The organism is Membranihabitans maritimus (assembly GCF_021729145.1).
Classification (GTDB): Bacteria; Bacteroidota; Bacteroidia; order Chitinophagales; family Saprospiraceae; genus Membranihabitans; species Membranihabitans maritimus.
The window spans coordinates 1-23,355 of the sequence record NZ_JAJSLW010000036.1; the positions used below are offsets into that span (position 1 = coordinate 1).

The 23,355-nt window shown below is 38.7% G+C and carries 14 protein-coding genes; 11 read left to right on the forward strand and 3 right to left on the reverse strand.

What is annotated here, in order from left to right; all coding sequences use genetic code 11:
• The first annotated feature begins 105 nt into the window (after positions 1-105).
• From LVD47_RS22855 to LVD47_RS22875, 5 genes are all read left to right on the forward strand, one after another.
• A complete protein-coding gene (locus LVD47_RS22855; RefSeq protein WP_236980966.1) occupies positions 106-1,596 on the forward strand; it encodes a sulfatase family protein in 1,491 nt (496 codons plus the stop codon).
• 99 nt (positions 1,597-1,695) lie between these two features.
• On the forward strand, positions 1,696-2,112 hold the full coding sequence (locus LVD47_RS22860) for an endonuclease domain-containing protein (protein WP_236980968.1): 417 nt from the start codon (positions 1,696-1,698) through the stop codon (positions 2,110-2,112).
• Positions 2,113-2,154: 42 nt separating this feature from the next.
• Entirely contained in the window at positions 2,155-3,837 is a 1,683-nt protein-coding gene (locus LVD47_RS22865; RefSeq protein ID WP_236980970.1) for an FAD-dependent oxidoreductase, read from the forward strand.
• Positions 3,838-3,985: 148 nt separating this feature from the next.
• A complete protein-coding gene (locus LVD47_RS22870) occupies positions 3,986-4,414 on the forward strand; it encodes an endonuclease domain-containing protein (protein WP_236980972.1) in 429 nt (142 codons plus the stop codon).
• Positions 4,415-4,563: 149 nt separating this feature from the next.
• Positions 4,564-6,225 (forward strand): FAD-dependent oxidoreductase, encoded by a 1,662-nt coding sequence (locus LVD47_RS22875; protein ID WP_236980974.1) that lies wholly within the window; start codon positions 4,564-4,566, stop codon positions 6,223-6,225.
• Between the two features lie 87 nt (positions 6,226-6,312).
• Here LVD47_RS22875 and LVD47_RS22880 read toward each other — a convergent pair whose 3' ends face one another.
• The 3 genes from LVD47_RS22880 to LVD47_RS22890 form a co-directional block, all read right to left on the reverse strand.
• On the reverse strand, positions 6,313-8,271 hold the full coding sequence (locus LVD47_RS22880) for a DUF2207 domain-containing protein (protein ID WP_236980976.1): 1,959 nt from the start codon (positions 8,269-8,271) through the stop codon (positions 6,313-6,315).
• 5 nt (positions 8,272-8,276) lie between these two features.
• Complete coding sequence (locus tag LVD47_RS22885; RefSeq protein WP_236980978.1) at positions 8,277-8,846, reverse strand: LemA family protein; 570 nt, start codon at positions 8,844-8,846, stop codon at positions 8,277-8,279.
• Between the two features lie 482 nt (positions 8,847-9,328).
• Positions 9,329-9,856 (reverse strand): RNA polymerase sigma factor, encoded by a 528-nt coding sequence (locus tag LVD47_RS22890; protein ID WP_236980980.1) that lies wholly within the window; start codon positions 9,854-9,856, stop codon positions 9,329-9,331.
• Between the two features lie 160 nt (positions 9,857-10,016).
• Here LVD47_RS22890 and LVD47_RS22895 point away from each other — a divergent pair, with 160 nt between their 5' ends.
• The 6 genes from LVD47_RS22895 to LVD47_RS22920 all read left to right on the forward strand — a co-directional run.
• Entirely contained in the window at positions 10,017-10,988 is a 972-nt protein-coding gene (locus tag LVD47_RS22895) for a FecR family protein (protein WP_236980982.1), read from the forward strand.
• 28 nt (positions 10,989-11,016) lie between these two features.
• Positions 11,017-14,361, forward strand: coding sequence for a SusC/RagA family TonB-linked outer membrane protein (locus LVD47_RS22900; RefSeq protein ID WP_236980984.1), 3,345 nt, complete (start codon positions 11,017-11,019; stop codon positions 14,359-14,361).
• Between the two features lie 13 nt (positions 14,362-14,374).
• Positions 14,375-16,057 (forward strand): RagB/SusD family nutrient uptake outer membrane protein, encoded by a 1,683-nt coding sequence (locus LVD47_RS22905; protein ID WP_236980986.1) that lies wholly within the window; start codon positions 14,375-14,377, stop codon positions 16,055-16,057.
• Positions 16,058-16,108: 51 nt separating this feature from the next.
• Positions 16,109-19,285 carry an FAD-dependent oxidoreductase gene (locus tag LVD47_RS22910; protein WP_236980988.1) on the forward strand — a complete coding sequence of 1,059 codons (3,177 nt, stop codon included), beginning with the start codon at positions 16,109-16,111 and terminating at the stop codon, positions 19,283-19,285.
• A 45-nt stretch (positions 19,286-19,330) separates the two neighbouring features.
• Positions 19,331-20,407 carry a hypothetical protein gene (locus LVD47_RS22915; RefSeq protein WP_236980990.1) on the forward strand — a complete coding sequence of 359 codons (1,077 nt, stop codon included), beginning with the start codon at positions 19,331-19,333 and terminating at the stop codon, positions 20,405-20,407.
• A gap of 377 nt (positions 20,408-20,784) precedes the next feature.
• On the forward strand, positions 20,785-23,355 hold a 2,571-nt coding region (locus tag LVD47_RS22920), incomplete at its 3' end, for a DUF11 domain-containing protein (RefSeq protein WP_236980992.1).

Consider the following 23,355-nt stretch of genomic DNA (forward strand, 5'->3'; position numbering starts at 1 on the left):
TAAGAGCCGTATGACGGGAGACTGTCACGTACGGTTCTGTGAGAATCTCGGGCTGAGATGCCCGGGTTTACTCGACAGTGTTTTAATTATAATTTTTCATTAGAAATGAGGAAGTTTTGGACATTGAAGGTTGCCTTTTATAAATTTTGGATATTAGCCTTTTTAGTATTTCTCACTAATTTCGGTTGTGCGCAATCAAAAAATGATTTACCTAATATCGTGATTATCCTGGCAGATGACCTCGGCTACGGTGACCTTCAATGTTATAATCCCGAGTCACTTATTCCCACGTCTAATCTTGATAAATTAGCTTCCGAAGGTATTCGGCTTACAGATGCCTATTGTCCGGTGGCAGTGTGTTCTCCATCCAGGTATGCCTTGATGACAGGACAGTATCCCTGGAAAAGCTGGAGGAAAACTGGAGTAATGCGGAATTATGAACCTTCCATGATTGATTCATCCTTATTGACTTTGCCGGAAATGTTACAAAAAAGTGGGTATCACACATATGGATTGGGAAAGTGGCATCTGGGCACTACTTTCCCTACCTTTGATGGTGGAAAACCAGTGGGATATGGACAGTTTAAAGCGGAAAAAAACGGGGCGAATATTGACTTATCCAAACCCGTGACTGATGGTCCTTTGGATCATGGGTTTGACGATTGGTATGGATTTAGCTGCGCCAGTGAATGTTGGATTTTGGAGAATAATATGGTGACAGGTGCCATTAAGCACGATTTTTATAATATAAATTCTGCCAGAAATACCAGGCATTTAGAACGATATTCTTTGGATGAGTATACTTCTGTACTGACAAAAAAGGCCATTAACTTTTTACAGGAAAAAAGTCATTCGAAAAAGCCCTTTTTTCTGTATTTTTCACCTTATGTTCCCCATATTCCGATATCCGTTTCTGAAGAATTCAAGGGAAAAACTAAAGCGGGCTCTTATGGTGACTATGTACATGAATTGGATTATTATATTGGTCAAATATTGGATGCATTAGATAGTTTAGGATTGGAGGAGAACACCATTGTTCTTTTTGCCAGTGACAACGGATCCCAGTTTGAAGTGACCAGTGATCAAATGGATTTAAGTAGTGCGGCTAACAATCCGGAAAACCCGGGAATTAAGGATCTTGAATATAAACATTTACCCAATGGAGTACTTCGAGGAACAAAATGGACGGTTTTTGAAGGAGGTGTCCGTACACCATTAATTGTTCGATGGCCAGGTAAAATTGAAGCGGGCGAAGTAAGTAATAGTATATTTGGATTGATGGATGTTTTTGCGACTATCGGAAGTATTATTGATTTCCCATTGAGTATTGAGGAGATGAAGGATAGTAAAAACCTAAGTGGTGTACTTACGGGAGAAGAGGGACATCAAAGAAATGATATTATTGTGCGGGCCAGTGGAGCAGTATATGGGTATCGATTGAATAATTGGAAATATATACCTGAAAATGAAGAATATAATATTCAGGAAGCCCTATTCAATTTGGAAAATGATCCAGGGGAGCAAAGAAATTTAATAGATAAAGAACATGTAGTCGCCAATTCAATGAGACAAAAACTTGAAGAAATAAGAAAATAATATTTGATACAAGGACTAAATATTGTGACTGTGTATAAAGAAAAGATGTCCCCCGCTGGCGGGGGTGCTTGAAAGGCGGGGGTGGAAAAATTAGCTATTATGAATAACTATTACAATAAAAAACTACGTACACTGGCCAATGTGAATAGAAATAATATGACAAAATCCGAAGCATGTATGTGGAAGTATGTTTTAAGTAAACGTCAGATGAGAGGATATCAATTCATAAGACAACGTCCCATCGATAATTATATAGTTGATTTTGTGTGTTTACCTTTAAAGCTAATCGTTGAAGTAGACGGAATTACCCTTGAAACCGAATCCGCATTTCAATATGATAATCAGAGAGATCAAGATTTGAAAGAACTTGGTTTTACTACATTGCGATTTTCAGCTTGGGAAGTTCTTAATCGTATTGATGATGTTTCTTTTACTATTGGGAAGTGGATTGAAGAATATGCAATAGTTCCACCCCCTAAGCCCCGCCAGCGGGGGAAATTATTATGTCAATTTTAAAATAAAAGTATTTGTTAAGTTCTTTCTTAAATAATATAAAATATGATAACAAAAAAATTAACCTTTATTCTCTTTCTTGCTTTTTCTTTTTTTGCTACAGCCCAAAGCCAGTACGATATCGTTATCTACGGCGGTACATCGGCCGGCGTATCTGCTGCTATCCAAAGTTCCAGGATGGGAAAGTCTGTAGTGTTGATAGAACCTACCAACCGCCTGGGAGGGTTGACAACCGGAGGGCTTGGCCAAACAGATATTGGCAATAAACAAGCCATAGGTGGAATTTCCCGGGAATTCTATGAAAATATTAAAAAATATTATGATAATCCGGATAACTGGAAATGGCAGAAACGAGAAGAGTATATGGATGGGGGACAAACACGTACGGAAAGGGGTGAATTGTCAATGTGGACGTTTGAGCCATCGGCGGCACTTGCTGTATATGAGGAAATGATCAAGGATGAAGATATTGATGTCGTATATAATGAAAGGTTGAATCGGACAATTGGAGTAAGTAAAAGAAATGGAGCCATTACTTCAATAGAGATGGAAAGTGGTAAAAAATTCTCTGGCAAAATGTTTATCGATGCCACATATGAAGGAGATTTGATGGCTACTGCCGGAGTTTCGTATGCTGTCGGGAGAGAAAGTAATGATGAATATGGAGAGACACTCAATGGGGTCCAGGCCAATAGTATCAATCGGTCACTAACCGGATTGGTATCCAGGAATAATTACAATCATAATTTTGTTCAGGGGGTGGATCCTTATTTAGTAAAAGGTGATCCCGCTAGTGGCTTGTTGCCTAATGTCAATGAAAAACCCGGATTGGAAGGAGCCGGTGATAACAAAATTCAAGCCTATTGTTTTAGAATGTGTCTTACCGACCATCCTGAGAACCGGATCCCCTTCGAGAAACCTGATAATTACGATGAGAAGAACTACGAATTGCTAATCCGTAATTATGAAGCCCGGAAAGGGGATATAAGAGATATGTATTCTTATGGAAGTTCATTATTGCCCTGGATTAATTCCCGGATGCCCAATCGTAAAACCGATACCAACAATAAATTTGGTTTTTCTACGGACTATATTGGACGTAATTATGAATATCCGGAAGCTTCTTATAAGGAACGCGAAGCAATTATTGAAGATCATCGGAATTATCAGAAAGGATTAATGTGGACATTAGCGAACCATCCGCGTATTCCGGAAGAAGTGCGTAAAGAAGCTTCAAGGTGGGGAACATCCAAAGATGAATTCGAACGGGAAGACGGATGGCAGCAGCAACTGTATATTCGGGAAGCACGACGCATGATCAGCGATTATGTAATGACTCAGCACAATTGTGAAGGTTTGCACATATGTAATGACGCCATTGGTTTGGCAGCGTATGGTATGGACTCACACAATGTTCAGCGTTATGTGGATCAAAACGGATATGTTCAAAATGAAGGGAATGTGGAATGCCACGGGTTCAAACCTTATCCGATTAGTTACAAGTCTATTGTACCGAAAGAAGAGGAATGTAATAATTTGGCAGTTCCTGTGTGCGTAAGTGCTACTCACATAGCGTTTGGTTCGATTCGGATGGAACCTGTTTTTATGGTGTTGGGACAATCAGCAGCTACGGCGGCGGCGATGGCAATTGACGAGAACTGTACACTACAAGATGTACCTTATATGAAACTAAAAGAACAATTGGAAAGTGATGGGCAGCGATTTTAGGGAAGGAAGGGATTCTGAAGATTGATTGCTATGGAAAGAATTGTTATCTTGGTATCACTGTAAAAAAGGAATTAACTTAAGGAAATTGTTGTTGGATATCCCTCGCTGGCGGGGGTGCCTGAAAGGCGGGGGTGGAAAGAAAAAACAAATGAATAATAATTTTTATAATAAAAATTTAAAGCCTTTTGCCAATTCTAATAGGAAGAATATGACAAAATCCGAAGCATGCATGTGGAAGTATGTTTTGAGCAAAGGTCAGATGAAAGGATATCAATTTAGACAACAGCGACCAATCGATAGTTATATTGTTGATTTTGTATGTTTACCTTTGAAATTAGTTATTGAAGTAGATGGTTTTACTCACGAGAATGAGTTTAATTACTCCAAGGATAAAAAAAGGGATTTTAACCTGGAACAATTAGGCTTCACAACTTTAAGATTTTCTTCATGGGAAGTACTTAACAGAATCGACGACGTTTCGATTATAATTGCAGAATGGATAGAAAATAATGCACAAAATCCACCCCCCCCCTGGCTCCCGCCAGCGGGGGAGATAAATCAATCAATACCGCAATAATTGTATTTAGAGAAGATAAATTTTAATATAATAAAGATTGTTTGGGAGATGTCGCCCATCTGCGAGCCGCCGAAGACCAAAGTAGCACGGCGGACAGGGGGGAGATTTTCGAACCAAAACAAATAAATCAAGAAATTTAAAACATAACTATGAAAAAAATATACACATTCATTTTACTGATGTCGGTTACCGGATTACTGTTTTCCTGTTCTGAAAATAGTTCAGGAAAAGGTGATACTGGTAATTCAGCTGACATAATCATCTACGGCGGCACTTCATCCGGCATAATATCTGCCGTAGAGGCTGTACGATCCGGTAAGTCGGTCATTGTAGTTTCTCCGGATATGCATCTGGGGGGCTTGACCGCTGGAGGACTGGGATGGACTGATACAGGTAATAAAGCCGTAATTGGTGGTTTAGCGAGGGAGTTTTATCACAGGGTTTATCAGCATTACAATACTGACGAGGCATGGAAATGGCAGAAAAAATCAGAATATGGAAATAAAGGTCAGGGAACACCGGCGTTAGACGGGGAGAATCGAACCATGTGGATATTTGAGCCACATGTAGCCGAGAAAGTTTATGAGGACCTCGTTAAAGAACTTAAAATAAGAGTGGATCGCGATGAGTGGTTGGACCGTGAGGGAGGCGTGGTAAAAAAAGACGGTAAAATAACATCTATTACTACCTTAAGTGGAAAGACGTATTCGGGAAAAGTATTTATCGATGCTACTTATGAAGGTGATTTGATGGCTACGGCAGACGTTAGCTATCATGTCGGAAGAGAAAGTTCCGACACCTATGGTGAAGAGTGGAATGGTGTACAAACAGGAGTGTTGCATCACAAGCACTGGTTTGAAGCGGATATATCCCCATATAAGGTGCCTGGTGACCCTTCCAGTGGGTTAGTGCCAAGGGTGTCCGGAGAAGATCCCGGTGAAAAGTACAGTGGTGACCAGAAGATTCAAGCGTATTGCTTCCGAACTTGTCTTACGAACCATCCTGAAAACAGAGTTTCATTCCCTAAACCTGAAGGGTATGATTCTACCCAGTACGAATTGTTGGCAAGGGTTTTTCAGGCGGGCTGGAAAGATTGGTTTAATAAATTCGACCCTATTCCCAATAGAAAAACGGATACTAACAATCATGGCCCCTTTAGTAGTGATAATATAGGAATGAATTACGATTATCCGGAGGCGTCATATCAAAGAAGGCAAGAAATAATAGAGGAACACGAACAATATCAGAAAGGATTGTACTGGTTTGTAGCCAATGACCCAAGAGTGCCTGAAGATATTCAATCTGAAATGCGGGAGTGGGGATTGTCAAAGGACGAGTTTACAGACAATGGAAACTGGCCCCATCAAATTTATGTTCGTGAAGCCCGCAGGATGATCGGAGATTTTGTGATGACTGAAAATGAATTACTCAAAAAAGCACCAACTCCCAAGCCTGTGGGAATGGGTTCATACACCATGGATTCTCACAACGTTCAGCGATATATCAAACCCGATGGATTTGTACAGAACGAGGGGGATATTGGAGTTAGTACCAAAGGTCCTTATTCTATATCCTATGGATCTCTAATTCCCAGGAAAGATGAATGTGAAAATCTTCTGGTACCCGTTTGTGTATCTGCCAGCCATATAGCATTTGGTTCGATTCGGATGGAACCCGTATTTATGATATTGGGACAGTCAGCTGCTGCTGCAGCAACCCTGGCTATAGATCAAGGTATTGCTGTACAAGATGTAAATTATGACGAACTTAAAAAAGTATTGGAAGACAAGGGCCAGGTGTTAGAAGAATGAAGCTTGAAGCCTGGAGTCGGAAGCTTGTTTCGGCCAGGAGCATGAAATGAGCTTCTATCTTCTCTCTCCCGGCTTCGGACTTCCCAATCACCAGCCGCCGCCTCCACCGCCACCGCCGCCACCGCCGGAGAAACCTCCACCACTGCTTCCACTAGAAGATTTTGGTGCTGCTGCAGATACGGCTGATTGAAAATTATTGTCTATCCTATTTAATTGATGGATATTTCCGACATACCATACCGGGCTATATGTGCCCTCTTCAATAGCTTGGTTGAGGACACTTTCAAATTTATCTGCCCATTTGTTTTCAACCCCCAGGGCAATAGCAAAAGGGAGCATTTTTTCAAATAATTCCGGTGTTTTTTCCGGAGGTGTAAAGTAATTGAGCAAATCTTTTTCAGCTTTTTTCAAGTACATTTTAAAACCCTTGATTTCTGAGGTGACTTGTTGGCCTTTTTCGGTAGGTGCAACGATGAAATAATTGTATAACCCGATAATTAAAGCGGAGAGAGAGAAAAGTAAAAAGATCCAGTAAAAGTTTGAAATAAGAAATAAAGCATTGCTGAAAATAGCAGTGAAAATAAGTCCGGAAATGATTAGAGCAGGAATTAAAATGATCCATCTTACCCAATGCCTGATGTGGATTACCAGACTAATCATTATATAAAAAAAGGAAAGTAGGAGGATTGATAAAAGAAATGAAATAACATAGTTTTTAGCTAAAGGAATCTTACCAATTGACATTGAGAGGGTGATCAAAAAACTAAATAATAATGTACCCTGCGACAAATACTTCCAGTTGTACCGGAAATAATCTCTCAGAATGATTTTATTTTTCAAGGAAATGGAGAATTCTTTCAGCCCAGAGAGGTATCTGCTGTGAGTGGATTTTGTAAGCTTGAATTCACTACTTCCCCGAAAGAGTTCATCAATAAGGGCTTGTTCTTCGGGTTCCAGTGTAACTTCGTCCGATACCTTCGTAAAAGTGAATTTCTTTTTTTTATTTTCGATTTTAATCGCTCCTTTTATTGCTGCATGAACCAAAGCGGCACTAATGGTTGAATTGGAAATGCGATGTTTGAAGATGTAATGCAGATCCGCAGGACTAAAATTCCCGGGAGGTTCCCACCTGGGAACTATAGCTCGTGAAGGGGGATCGACACCAACTTTTTTCCACCATTTAATAGCAAAATACAGGAATAAAAGACAGGATGAGAAATAAAGTGCAAAATTAATCCATTTGAGGTGGCTCTTGGGGTTGATAACTGCATAATTACCCCCGGAATAATTGTTGGAACCTGAAAGGCCTGAAGATCCTGGGGCAAAATTATTGGTGACATGCCCTTTGGGCCAAGCTACAGCTATGGTGGCACCTTCTCCTGGATGTAGCCCGGAGGTGCTTTCTAAATACACTATGGAAGAATCGCTGGAAACTGTTAACCGGCAATTACTATCTGTTGACTTTATTCTTCCGGTGTAGCAGGAACCCTGGAGAAATTGAGCACTGTCAGGTAAATGTATTTCAGCGGAATAAGATTCGATATTAAAGTCCCAATCATTGCCGGTAATATTCCAGTACAATTCATCATAGTTTTCAAAAAATCCTATTTGATTTTGGGCTTCATAAGCAAATTCATATTCGTAAATTCCCGGGCTTAAAAGGGTATTGCGATTACCTATATACAGAGTAACCCCTCCTGTTGCTGATTCTGTATGGGAAGATTCTTTATTACCATTTTTTTTGACGTAAAGAAAATGTACGGGAGCAGCTTCGTTCTTCCCGCTTTCATCGGGTCGAATGGTGGGAATTGTCCGGTAAATCCCTCTTTTTATACGGTCGGCTTCAGAACGTACCTTGATTTTTTCTACAACCTTGATTTTATCTTCATTGGAAATATTAATTGTCACATGATATGACAGTATTTCTTCCTGGGAAAAACCAGCGTGTTGGCTAAGTAAAATCAATGCCAAAAAGCATAATCTGGGTATATAATGTCTTATGAAATAAAAATTCAGTTTGACAAAGGCTTTTCCTGACGTTTTCATAAGGATCAAAACTTTACTTCTGGTAAAGATCGATCCGCAGGGTTTTCCAATTCAAAAAACTGCCCTCTTTTAAATTGTCCCATTGAAGCGACCATGTTGGAAGGAAACGATTCTACCGTTATGTTGTAGTCCCTTACAGTGGCGTTGTAGTATCTGCGCGCTTTTTCAATATCCGCTTCAATATCAGACAGCTCGGTCTGAAATTGTTTGAAGTTGCTATCTGCTTTGAGTTCGGGATAGTTTTCGGCCAGGGCGAATAATTTACCCAATGCCGCCGACAATTGATTTTGCACTACGGCCGTGGATTCGATATCTTCCGGGTGTTCGTTGGTATTCACTATGGCTTTATTCCGGGCTTCGATCACTTCAGTAAGAGTCTCTTTTTCGTGCTGGGCATAAGCTTTTACCGTATTAAGGAGGCCCGGTATTAAGTCGTGCCTTTTTTTCAGTTGGACATCAATACCACTAAGCCCTTCTTCCATCATATTGCGGTTTTTGATAAGGCGGTTGTAAATATTGATACCCCAGAAAATAAGGACGATAGAAATGATGAGGGCGATGATAAAGTAGGTCATATGGTTAACTTTATTTTTGAAATTTAAATATAATATTTATTGATATATTTTGACTTTAAAATAAGACCCTTTCGATATTAATTATCAAACCAAATTCGAATACAAATGTAAAAAGCCTAGCTACGGAAGGGGGCAACTTGATCAGCTTGCCAGTCCGGGCGGGATGCCTTTCCAATCGATTCGACTGGAGTACCATAGGACTAAGTAATTAATGTGTTTAATTATTTTGGTGCTATGGACTTCGTATCCCATCTACTTACTAATTGCCACGAATACATGAATGTAAATTGCCTGAAGGCAATATTTGAACGCTGTAAATCGCGAAGCGATTTATTCGTGCATTTGTGGCAAACGAGACGGAGATTTTTAGAATTTCTATTACAAACTTCCGTTTACACGTTAATCAACCTGACATTTCCACAAAAAGTTTCATAATGACCGCCTTGTACCCATCAATCTCTTTTTGTCACAAAACTATCTTTTCAACACATCAAGAACCAGAGAAATATACAAATGATAATTTCCTGTTGGCTTCGCAAATAATTTCTGATAGACTTCAGGGCTGATACCATGTGGTTTTTTACAGTATTAGGCGATATATTCAATTTTTTGCTGATGTCATTATAAGATAGACCCTCTTCCCGGATGAGCGTATATATTTTCCATTGCTGTGGGGTAAGTTCTTTTAAAGCAGCTTTGAAAAGTTCTTTGGTTTCCTGAAATTCAATTTCGCTGTTTACCAAATCATTGGATTGGATTTGATTCCATAAATAATCTCGGTATTTTCGGGAATTGGCAACTTTTCGATGATGGTCAACAATGCGGTTTCGCGTAATTGTCCATATAACGGATTCTGTATTTTCAATCTGGGATTTTGTATAGGAGTTATACAATTTAACAAACACATCATGGGTTAAATCCTGGGCTATTTCTTCGGATTTAACATGAAATAGAATGAAGCCGTAAATTTTTTCTTTATAATCTTTATATATGTCTATTTTCCAGTCCATTACTTGGTTTTAAGCAAATTCCATAGAATTAAATTAATGACGTGATTCAAAAAAACGACAAAATCTTACATTTTGTATAGTCCTTTTTAAAACTGAAACGTCTACTTAGTATAAAATTGTGAATGAACTATATATTGACAACTAAAAGATTAATAACTGGATGCAAGATAATATAAAAAAAAGGATTTCTCAACTCTATAAAAAATATCTAGCTCAAAATATAAGTCGAAGGGAGTTTGAAGAGTTGTTTACCTTGATCAGGGACGATAATAACAAGTCACTTGTAGATTCAGTTGTTGATGAATCCGGGGTTGATAATCTTTATTTTCCCGACAGCATTGAACCGAGAGAAAGTATCAAAAATTCAGGAGTATCATCTGTTTCGAAAGAGACTAGGAAAATAGGATGGTTTTATCGGATATCTGCAGCAGCTGCCTTAATAGTGCTGGTTGTTGTCACTATTATTGTTTTTAGGTCTAATGAACAATGGATCGTTTATTCTACGGACTACCAGGAAACCAAGCAAGTTGAATTGCCTGATGGCAGTTCTGTGATTTTGAACGCCAGTTCGGAATTGAAGTGGAAAGCTGGTTTTGAGAAAGGAGAGCAGAGAGAAGTTTATTTTCAGGGAGAAGGATATTTCGATATAGCACATTTGGAAAATAAGAAATTCATTGTCAAAACACATGGAATAGATGTTAATGTATTGGGAACGGAATTCAATCTGGAATCCAGAGATGAATACACAAATGTGTTTTTGCAGGAGGGAAAAGTAGTGCTTGATGGAAAAGCGCTTGCTCCAATTGAAATGGAACCGGGAGATCTGGTCAGGTATAATCAAAAACAAAATACCATTGACAAATTAAAAGGACAAAAGCCTGAAGTCAGTACTTCCTGGAAGGAGGGGGTCTTTACCTTCACAGATAAAACCGGGCTAGAAATACTCAAAAAGATGACGGATATATATGGGAAAGAATTTGAAATAAGGGATTCTAGCAGATTGAAAGATATAATAGTAGTTCAGGGACTCCCATACACGGATTGGGACTTTACAAAGGAGGCTTTGGAGTTGACCCTGGGTGTTGAGTTGAAAGAATCTATCTCAAACAAAATTATTGTGGATAAGAATTAATTTTTTGTGAAATATTAAAATACGATTTATGGAAATGGGATTTAGACTTTCCGGGCTATCCTTTAATAGGATATTTATGCCCGTACTAATAATGCTGCCATATATTATATGGGCCAATCCCCAGGGTAAAGAGATGTCTCTGGAGGAAGCAATTCAAGAAATAAGTGTGGAATATGGGGTATATTTTACATACAATAAAAGCCTGATAGAAGAATATACGGTGGACTTTGAACTGAACCGGGAGCAAAGTCTGGATGAGGCAGTCAATCAGGTTTTATCTGAAACTAAACTTAATTATAGAATTCATGCTAGTAAATATGTTATCATATATAAGAGTGACAGGGAAGGAATTCAATCATTAAAGGAAATGGCCAAACACCTGGAAAACCTGATAGATTTAGAAGAAAAGAAGAGCGAGAAAACACTTAGTTTCTTGCCTTCCAGGTATAAAATGAACCAGACAATAGAAAGGAAGCGGCTTGTAATAAATGTATCCGGCACGATTACTGATCAAAGTGGGGAGCCACTGATTGGGGTAAATGTTCTGGTCAAAGGAACTGACAAAGGAACAGCCACTGATTTTGATGGAAAGTTTTCATTGGAAGATGTTGATGAAGAAGCAGTATTGGTTATTTCTTATATAGGATATCAGACCCAGGAGTTTGTCCTAAAAGGAAGGTCAAACATTAATATTACACTAACGGAGGATTCGCAGACACTGGAAGAAGTAGTTGTGGTGGGTTATGGGACGTCTCAAAAGAAAGATTTAACAGGTGCCGTAACCAGAGTTAATCTGGATCAAAACAGACTTCAACCCAATGTAAACCCTGTTCAAAACTTGAGGGGGACTGTGGCAGGGGTCTTCATTATGGATAATGGTCGACCCGGATCGGATGGAACTATCCGGATAAGAGGTGCTAATTCGATATCTGCCAATAATAATCCGCTAATTGTGTTAGATGGTATTATTTATTCTGGAGGTAGTCTGTCTGATATCAATTCAAACGACATTGAGTCTATTGATATATTAAAGGACGCCAGTGCTTCAGCAATTTATGGTTCTTTGGCAGCCAACGGAGTTATTCTGATTACAACAAAGAAAGGAAACACGGAAAAACCAAGAATATCTTTGAATTCATATTACGGGTTATCGGATTTTGCGCACATCCCAAAGTATCTCGATGCGGAGAAGTATCTTCAGGTCAGGAAAGATGCGGAACAAGCGGACGGCGGACCTATCCCATTTAGTCCGCTTGAACAAGCCAATATGGAAGCCGGACGCACTATCGAACCCTTTGAAGAAATCAGACAGGATGCACCTGTATATAGCAATGAATTGAGTGTTTCGGGGAGGGGAGATGTTTTTACCTATTATTTTTCTGGTTCGCATACTAGTGTTAAATCTCCAGTAATGGGTGATAATTTTCAACGGCTCGGAGCTCGGGTAAATCTTAATGTAAATGTGACGGATTGGTTGAGTATTGGAACGAATTCCGGGTATTCAGCTAAAGATAATTCCGGGGTGCGTGCGGACTTGGCCATGACTACATTTTTAAGCCCCTATGCGGATCTGTATTATGATGATGGAATTCCCAGGCCACTTCCTATGAATGTAGGACAAGTTCGAAACCCATTAATTGGAACACTTTTATATGATAACTTAGATAATACTAATACTCTTTTCTCTAATTCTTACATTGATTTAACTTTGCCACTTGATGGATTGAGTTTTCGGTTGAATACCGGATATACCCAAAGGAACGGGAAAGCGTATAATTATCGTCCTACATTTGACCGCGGAGAATTCTTTAATCTTGGCAGTGGTAATCAATCTTTTTCTGAATCAAGGAATTTTACAGTGGAAAACATTTTGAAATATGACCGAGTACTGAAAAAGAACCATATTTTCAATGCTACTTTAATGTACGGTGTTTATACGTCTGCTGGAGAAAGTGCTTCACTAAGCAGTGATAATATTTTTAACGATGCTCTTGGGTACAATGCTCTGGAGGTTGGAGAAAATTTTGTTATAAATACAGGAGCAGGAGAGGATCAACAACTTTCAATGATGGGACGCCTGGGATATAGGTTCAAAGGCAAATATATAGTTGATGCTACGTTGAGAAGGGATGGGTATTCTGCTTTTGGCGCAGGTAGGAAATACGGATTATTTCCTTCAGCCGGAGCTAGTTGGATTATTTCAGAAGAACCATTCTTGGCATCTATTCCTGCTGTGAATAGTATAAAAGTGAGACTTTCCTGGGGGAAAAACGGGAATAGGGGAGTCAGTAGATATTCTTCTCTTAGTTCTGTAAGCCAGACCAATTATGTTTTTGGCGATGGATCATCTACATCTGTAGGCCTGTATACCTCTTCCATTGGCAATCCTAACCTTGGATGGGAAACCACTACCAGTACTAACCTGGGGATAGATTTCGAATTATTTTCATACAGGGTCAACGGTTCATTTGAATTATATCACAGTAAGACCTATGATTTATTATTGAGACAAAGTATTCCTAATCTATCGGGATTTACTTCCTTTCTTAGGAACATCGGGGAGACAGAGAATAGGGGATTTGAACTTACTTTGAATACTGTCAATATACAGAAAGGAGACTTTACTTGGGATACCAGAATTGCATTTACTTTGAACAGGAATAAGATTTTAAAATTGACCGGAAATGACTTGAACGGGGACGGATTGGAAGACGATGATATTGCGAGCGGTTGGTTTATTGATTATCCTTTAGCATCTAATTTTGATTATGTATTTGACGGAATATATCAGGATGGTGATACGGATTTTGATCTCTTACCCGGTTCCAAACCAGGGGATGTTAAGTTTAAAGATGTAAATGGGGATGGTGTAATCACTCCTTCTGACAGAATGGTATTGAGTTCTGCTCAACCGGATTTTTTAATGGGAATAACAAATTCATTTTCCTATAAAAGATTTTCATTTATGGTGATGTTTAATATTCGCCAGGGAGGTGAGAGTGCGAATCCTGCTATCAATATTGGGCGTAATTTTTATTATGAATCCAATACATTAGATGTTCCTTACTGGACACCGGAAAACCCAATTAATACAAATCCTGCCATCAATTACGGCAACCCTTTGAGTTATGGATTTTATCAATCCCGTAGCTACATTCGTCTGCAGGATGTATCACTGAGCTATGATCTTCCTGCTTCTATTTTAAAGAAAATAAAGATCAATAATTTGAAATTGTATCTAAGTGGAAAAAACTTAGCCACCTGGACGAAATGGACCGGGTGGGATCCAGAATACGGGGGTGGAGGCCGTGGACCTGGTAATAATGGTCCAATTCTGAAGACATATACATTCGGATTAAATCTTCAACTATAAATTGAAATAAGATATGAAAAAGGTAATAAAGAGCCATACTATAATTTTTGTTTTACTACTTAGTTTAACCGTATTCAGTTGTAAAGAATCCTTTTTAGACGAAGTTCCTTTGGATCGTTTTAGCCCCGAGAATATTTTCGTAAACGAAGCTGGTTTTGAGGCGGCTATAGTAGCTTTGTATCAGGCCTGCCGACAGGAACACGCTATTGGGGGTGCTAATTTCGATTACATGAATTTGGGAACGGATTTGGTGGAATGGGGACGGTATGATTCGCGTGGTTTTAAAGATTATTATTTGCTAAATTCCCAGCATAGCGCTGTAGAAGGGTATTGGAGATGGGCATATACGGATATGGTGCGTCAGTGTAATCTTATTCTTGATAACTTGGAGAGTACGGAAGCCGATCTTTCGGAACAAGCGCGACAGAATTTTTCAGGTCAGGCCAAATTTTTCAGAGCTTATGCATATAATGTTCTGGTTACATTGTATGGAGGTGTTCCCATTGTAGCGAATACTATCGAGGAACCCAAGTTTGATTTTCAGAGAGCTTCCAGGGAGGAGGTGTTACAATTTATACGCATGGACCTGGAAGAAGCTTCACAAGAATTGCCGATTATGTCCAATGAATCCAATGGAAGAATTTACAGGGCTGCTGCCTTTCATCTTTTATCAGAGGTATTGATTAGTTTGGGAATGGAAACTGGCGATCCGTCTTACTATGATCAGGCAATACAAGCTTCTTCTACTGTAATTAATGGAGAAGCGGGGGACTATCAGATTATGACAGAAAGGTTTGGAGATCTATCGCGCCCTGGCGATGTTTTTTCTGATTTATTTTATACAAATCAACAGAATTTATCGTCCGGTAACCGTGAAGTAATATGGAGTTGGCAATTCGAGAGCTTTACCATTGGAGGAGCTACAAGTTCCGGTGGAAATAATATGCCCAGGTTATGGTATTCCGAACAAGAAAAAATACGTTCTCCCAATGGTTATTTTAATATAGCAGCGGACAGTCTGATACGAGGAATTGGTGTTAATTCTTTGCTGAATTATTTGAAGTATGACATTTGGAGAAAATTTCCCAACGATATGAGAAACTCCAAATACAATATCCGCAGAACTTTTTACTATAATAATCCGGAGGATGCCGAGTATTTTGGTAAACCTATAAAAACTGCGATTAATGGTTCTGGTGACCTGGTGATAGTCAGGGAAGATGGATCTCTTACAGATTTTGTAGTAGATACATTAAGAGAATATTATCCATCGATTCGTAAAGTTGACGGTCATCCTTTTGAAGACAATATAGTAGGGGGAAAGTCGTCGAATGATATTATCCGAATGAGGTTGGCAGAAACTTTTCTGCTCCGTGCTGAAGCCTATTTTCGAAAGGGGGATTTAGAAAGAGCAGCAGATGATATCAATGTGATTAGAAGCCGAGCTCAGACTGTTCTTGTGGCACCCTCCGAGGTAACCCTGGACTTTTTACTGGATGAAAGAGCCCGTGAATTGATTACTGAGGAACAACGCCGACGCACTCTTATGAGAATGGGGGTTTTGTATGACAGAGTAAAAAAATACAACCCTTCTTCCTCTACATCTATTCAACCACACAATGAGTTATGGCCCATTCCCCAAAGTGTAATTGATTCAAATACTGGTGCAGAATTGGAGCAAAACCCCGGATATTGATTATTTTATAGATATTAATGCAGTCAAATTGTTAAATAGAAACCTTTAATCATGAAAAGACGCGAATTCCTAAACATAAGCTTGCCCGCCACCGGTGCGATAATGGTCACTCCGGGTTTGATCAATGAAAGAATATTTCAGGAAATAAATCGGCAGTTCCTTGGAAAAGGTGATTTCAATGAATACGATTTAATTATCAACGGAGCGGGACTAGCAGGATATTTTGCTGCCGTAGAAGCATCAAAAAAAGGTAAAAAGGTTTTGGTTGTTGACAAAAGAACCAGTCCTGGCTACGATATTTGGGCAAAGAAAAAACTGTGGTTGGGTTCTAGTGGGGTGGATCAATTCGATGATGATTTGAATCAATTATTTTTTCCCGAAGGGGAGTTACAAGAAATATTACACAGCAGCGATAATGGACCAAACGGTAGTCTCTTTGATGATGAATTGGCACTTTTTGCCGGTAGTATCAGAAAAGGAATTTTGCGCAATTTACTTCTGAATAAAGTTCATGTATTATTAATGACAGATGTTTGTGGTGTTCTTACCGGGGGAGGAGCTTTCCGGGGAATACTCACTGCGAGTAAACACGGGATCCATACGATCTCTGGAAAGCAGTTTGTTGATGCCTCTGATCACCTGACATTTAGCCGGATGTTAAGCGGGGAAGAAACATTAGTAAAAGAGGTTGGATTTGTCGTAGAGTTGTTGGGAGTAGAAGATCCAAGTAAAAAGGATATTCCGGTTTCGGAATCTCTTGGATTGAAAAATAACTCCGTTACCCTGCATGTGGGAAAAAGGGAACTGGATCATGCCTTCTTGGAATTTACGTATATTCCGGAAAGCAATGATTTTAATGATCTGGAACAGCAGTCCCGTAGAATAGCAGCTGAAATAGGAAAGAGTCTGGGGCAGCTGGATACTTCTTTTGGGAAAGCGCAAATTCAACAATTTGCGATTGAGAATTCATATACACTTAAGAACGAAGAATTACCAGTGGTAAAGTTGGATGGCTATACTATGGTTCAAGGTCTTGCAGGTTCATTCGATTGTGAAAGCGTATTGAAACTACGGAGGGAAGTGGCAGGAATAATTAGTACAGTAAAATATGTAGAAGATCCTGCTTTGTCTTTAGCTAATATGATAAAATTGCCGGGGACAGAAATTCCAATTTCAGAAGTAGAAATGAAAGAAGTAGTAGAACCAGGTCTTGCTGTTCCCATGAACACCTGTTCATTTGATTTTGGTAAATATATTTCCCGGGTAACGAATACACAGGTGCTAATTGCCGGTGGAGGGACCTCAGGTGCCCTTGCAGCTTTGGGTGCAGCTGAAAAAGGGGTAAATACTGTTGTGGTGGATTATTTTAATGATCTTGGGGGTACCAAAACGATGGGTAGTGTCATGGGGTATTACCACGGGGTAAAAGATAATAAGTTTTTCAAAGCCCATGTGGATGATGCTGAAAGCCTGGCTTCAGAAAGGAATATGTCTAAGCGTTCTGGTCGTATTTTCCATCACTTAAAAAGTCTGACAGAGTTAAATTCAAGAGTTTTGGGTGGTGCTATTATCGCTGGATCATTGGTTGAAGGTTCAAATGTAAAAGGAATCGTCATTTGTAGGAATGGACGGTTGGAAAAAGTAATAGCTGATAGGACTATTGATAGCACAGGTGACGGAGATGTAGCATACTTTGCAGGTGCTGAATTTGATTTTGGGGATTCCCGGTTTGGACAAACTCAAAACTACAGTCAGTGGGATATTAAAGGAGTAAAGAACCTCCCTTCTGATGGCGGCAGGGACTATGATATAATAGATAATACTTACATTAGTGAACTTCAGAGGGCATTTTTCCTTTCTCACTATGAAGCCCATTATTATGACTTTAATCCAATGCTGACAGTTCGGGAATCCAGACGGATAAAAGGACTTCACGAACTGAATTTAATTGATGCAGTCGAAAAGACGCATTTTAATGATATGATTTCTGAAGCGAGTAGTGACTACGATCCTCATAACGTAGGGGTTACACCTTATACCAGATGTGGATTCTTACTTCCGCATTCCAATATTGTAAAGGTCGAGATTCCATATCGCTGCATTGTTCCAAAAGACCTAGATGGGATTTTAATTTCTGGAAGGGGATTTAGTCAAACTCATAATGCATTACAATTTACTCGAATGACAGCAGATCTTATTGTCCTTGGATATCTGACGGGCCAAATAGCGGCCGACCAGGTATGGAAAAAGACTGGAACCCATAACTATGATATTTTAGATTTACAAAAAGAATGGGTTGCATTGGGCTATTTACCACAAGATTTTCATTCAAGAAAAGAAGGTAGTCTAAATGGGGACAGGGATGAGATGAATAGACGTATTAGCAGTTTATCTTCGGGTAAAGAAGAATATTTGTATGAATGTGTTCTTTTACCTAAAGAGAAGGCGATTCCAGGACTATTAAAGGCTTTTGAGGATGGAGCGGATTCAACTAGAGGACAATTATTATTGGCCAAAGCTTTGGCTTGGTTCGGTCGGAAAGAAGGAAGTGATCTTATAGAGGAAGAATTAAGAAAAATGTTTGACCAGGAATTGAATGAAGGGTATCCAGGTGGTTACGTAGATGAATATGACTCAATCCGTGGTAGAGAGAAAAATATCCTAAAGGGACTTTTTTGGCGTATAAACCAGAATATTGCATTATTAGGAATGGCGGGATATGAAAAGAGTAAAGAAACAGTGAAGTATATATTGGAAAATACGATATCCGGTGGGGGAATGGTCGAGCGGTCTAATGCATACTACAATGGAAGAATTGACCTGAAAATAATTCCTTTTCATAACCGAATACTTAACCTCTGTTTTTTTGCAGAAAGGGTACCCGACAAAATGTTGATTTCAGGGTTTGAGAAATTATTTGAGGATAAGTTTATTGGAGGCTTTGTAACTAATGCTTACAATAAAGTCCGGTGGAGAGTTTACGGAGCGGGATTGGAATTAGCGATAGCCTCTGCAATTGCAAGATGCGGTGGTCAGATGGGATATCAACTGTTGGTAGAATTCATTGGTGATATTCATGTTATCTTTAAAAAGTTTGCAAGTGAAGAATTGGTTGCACTTACCGGCCAGGATTTTGGATACGATCGCCAAAAATGGAGCCAGTACATTAGTAAAAAGCAATTTCCCCTAAAGTCAACAAAACTAACTGTGGATGAGATAGAGGTTTAAATTCTTGGATTGGATATTGCTTAGGATTTTTCAATAAGTAGATTTATGAAAGGCAGCATTTGGGCATTCATGATGGTTGTGTTTTTTATCAATTCGGATAGAATAGTCTTCCAGAGTAAACCCTTGCGTAGCTTATCATTGAAAGATACCGAAATAAGGAAACATATCCTAGATGACTATGGGGAAAAGATAGATCTATTTGCCAAGAAAGATTCTTCAGGTATGATATACTGGTTTCGAAAGTTGAAAACACCTGTTTGCTTATCTGGTGAATGCAAAGAAATTAGTGTGGGGATCTATTGGTATAGCAACGGCAAATTTTTAGGATTGGAAGTCTATAATGAAGAGTTAACCAAAACGGACCACAGTGTTTTCACTAATGAAGATTACAATAATTTGATCGAAGTATTAATTGATGATTGGTCGGTTCTCAGGGAGTATGAATATGATGATTTACTGAATGAAGAAATGGAGGGTGTGGATGGCGTTACAGGGGCTACAAAAAAAGAAATAGCAGATGGAACCGTTGAAGGGGCGGTGTATACCACTTATACGCTATGGCATCTAATACATGTAGGTGAAAAGGACCAGATACAATCACTTACAGCCCAATTGCTGAATACAAACAAAAGTTTGTTAAATGTTTTTTTGAAGATTTCAAATGATGATTATAAAAATTTCGCTCTGGAACTAATGATAGATGGAAAGTTGGATCCTACCGAAAGTATGACTTCCCTGGTATTTGATTATCTCACCTTGAAGGATGACATTTATCGACGAGAATTGGCATTTAAATCTTTACCTTATTTGGATTTGGAAAAACCTTTGGTTCAGGTTCATTTGGCTAGAGCCTTTTCAAAGCTTTCTTCGATGGAAAAAATGAGGATAGTTAATAACCTTAATGAAGATATCCAATTGGAAGATATTCTTTACCGCTCTTTAGTAGAAGAGTTAAAATATTTGGATGAGTGGGGAGCAGCTAAGATCCTAAATCTGGTAAAAAAGTTCCAAAAACAAGATAGTGAAGTAGTCAAATTAGCAAATAATCTTTCTACCAGCTCAAATAATTATGTCAGGAAAATTGCAATTGAATTTCTTGAAAGTAATTCGTCTCCCGATTAAAGGTTTATTTCAATTTTTAGATTTTTATCAAATTTGATGAAGGGTGATTTGAAGTTTAATAACCCTAAGTTTAACATTTACTCCATTCATAGCTGATACCTTCCAAGTTTCACATACGACTTATTTTTTCTTTTCTTTTTGGTTTTGAAACCAAAACACATATAATAAAAAAAATGTTAACAAATACACATTAAAATTTATTATAATATTTAATAATTTAACAATCAATGTATATATTAGCAGCTGCTAAAATACTTTAAGGAAACATCTTCCTGAAGAATTAAAATTAGTGTGTGATAATATTTCCTGTAAAATAACAATTACGGAGAAGGGATGTCATGTACTTACTCAACTTAATGCCAAAAACCAATTGTTAAATGAGAAGAACATTTACTTCATTTACCCTAAACCCGTATGGGGTTTTCACTCTTACATTTTTACTATTTCTACTTTCTACAGTGGGTTACTCCCAGGATTTTGACCTGGCGTTGAAAAAGGAACTCTTGACAGACCCTATTGCCAATCCTATTTATCCCGGTGATACTGTCGATTTTACCATTACCCTTTACAATCAAGGTGATTTTGATGCAGATTCTGTAGAAGTGACGGATTATGAAATAGGCGTAAGCCTGACATATTTCCCTGTTGGTGACCAAACAGTCATGTCTGCATTAGGTAATTCAATCGCAATTACTGATGTGGGAGATGGAACGTACACTTTACTGGATTTCCCAGCAGGTGATACATTGAGCTTTACAGTTCGTCAACAAGTAAATATATCGTATGCGCGTACTAATATGAATAATTTTGCAGAAATTAGTTACGCTGAGTATACCGATGGGACGGTTCAAACGAATGATGTCGATAGCCAGGCAGATAGTGACGACCGGAATACTATCGGGGAACAGTTTAGTGGAAATGCAGTTGATGATGAAGTAGATGAAGATGGATTGAATGGTGGGGATGAAGACGATCACGATGTAGCTCGATTCTTGGTAACCCAGGAATTTGACTTGGCTTTGCGAAAGGAATTATTGACAGATCCTATGGTAGATCCTATTTATCCCGGGGATACGGTTGATTTTACCATTACCGTATTTAATCAGGGGACATTAATGGCTGATAGTGTTATAGTCACTGATTATGAACTTAATATGGGGCGATTGGAATATGCTTCCATTGGAAATCAAACCTATATTTCAGCTTTAGGTCAAAGTATAGATGTTATTGATCAGGGTGATGGTACCTATTTATTCGAAGGTTTTCTACCGGGAGATACCTTAATGTTTACAGTTCAGCAAAGAGTGGGAGCTGATTTTATGGGAATAAGGTTAAGTAACCGCGCAGAAATAAGTTATTCTGTATATACTTTGAATGGAGACTTGATGTATGATGATATAGATAGCTATCCCGATAATATAAATCAAAATACTCCCGGAGAGCAGTTTGGCGCCGGTAATCCAGCAAGTGATGACGAGGTAGATGAAAATGGTAAACTGGGAGAGGATGAAGATGATCACGATAGAGAAATATTCATGGTAGAACAGATATTTGATATATCCCTGGAGAAATACCTGGTAACGGAAGGAATTATTTATCCTGGAGATACGGTAGTTTTTGGTATAACCTTAGTAAATGAAGGAACCTTATCGGCAGATACAATTACAGTAGAAGAACTATTTAATACGGATAGTTTGTTATATGTAATGATTGGTGATTCAATTAAAAACTCTAGTAATGGTGTGGTTTCTACTGTAACAGATTTAGGTGCAGGATTATATGGACTTGATACCCTTGCCGCTGGCGATACATTGGAGTTTTTACTACAAATGGAAGTGCCATCCGGATACATGGAGTTGACAAATAGAAATATCGCGTATGTTTCTAATAGTTCAAATATCCTTGATCAAGAGGATATTATTCCGGATAATGAAATTGATACGGTAGTATTTGATATTGAACAAATATTTGATATTGCACTGAGGAAAGAAATTAATACAGTGGAAAGCCCGGGACCTTATACCTGGGGTGATACCCTTACATTTTCATTTACAATATTTAATGAAGGGACACTATCTGCTGATAGTATTGTGTTGAGGGATTCCTTGCCAATGGATTTATATATCGATTCCATTTTACATTTTGTATCGATCGAAACTCCTACATCAAATAGCTTTGAAAATTCTACACCCATTTCGATCGTGGATCTTGGAAATGGAGAATTTGGTATCGACACACTTCCAGCAATGGATAGTGTAACATTTGATTTGAGTTTTAGAATAGATGAGGGTTTTAGAGGATTAGAGGCTATTAACCGATCAGAAGTTATACTCGCATCAAATATATTGGGACTATTGGACTTTGATTCTTCTCCCAATGACTTGGAAGGAGATGATTATGATTCAGTACTAATTGAATTAGAACCGCGATTTGACATTGCTCTGGAGAAATCGATTGTAGATACATTGTCTTCTCCTTTATCTTATGGAGACACCCTGGTATTCGAACTTACGGTGTATAATGAAGGGAATGTTCCGGCAACGGAGTATGATATAACTGACTCTATTCCTTCTGGTATGGCCTATTTGCCGGTAAATACCGATTCAAATTGGACTTATAACAGTGTGGATGCAGCAACAATGGCAATAACGCAAGCATTAAATCCCTATGAAGATACTACAGTTCAAATAAGTTTAGTGTTAGTTCAAAATTTTGAATTAGAAGCCTATTTAAATATTGCTGAAATTTCAGCAGCATCTAATGATTTTAGTGAAGATGATGAAGACTCTAGTCCTGGAAATGGAGATAGAGAGGAAGACGATTTGGGAATACAATTAATAGAAATACGCGACCTTGCCCTGCGCAAAGTGTTGAGTTCTACTACACCCGGGCCCTTTGGATATGGCGACACATTGGCGATGGAGATCGAGGTCTATAACCAGGGGAAT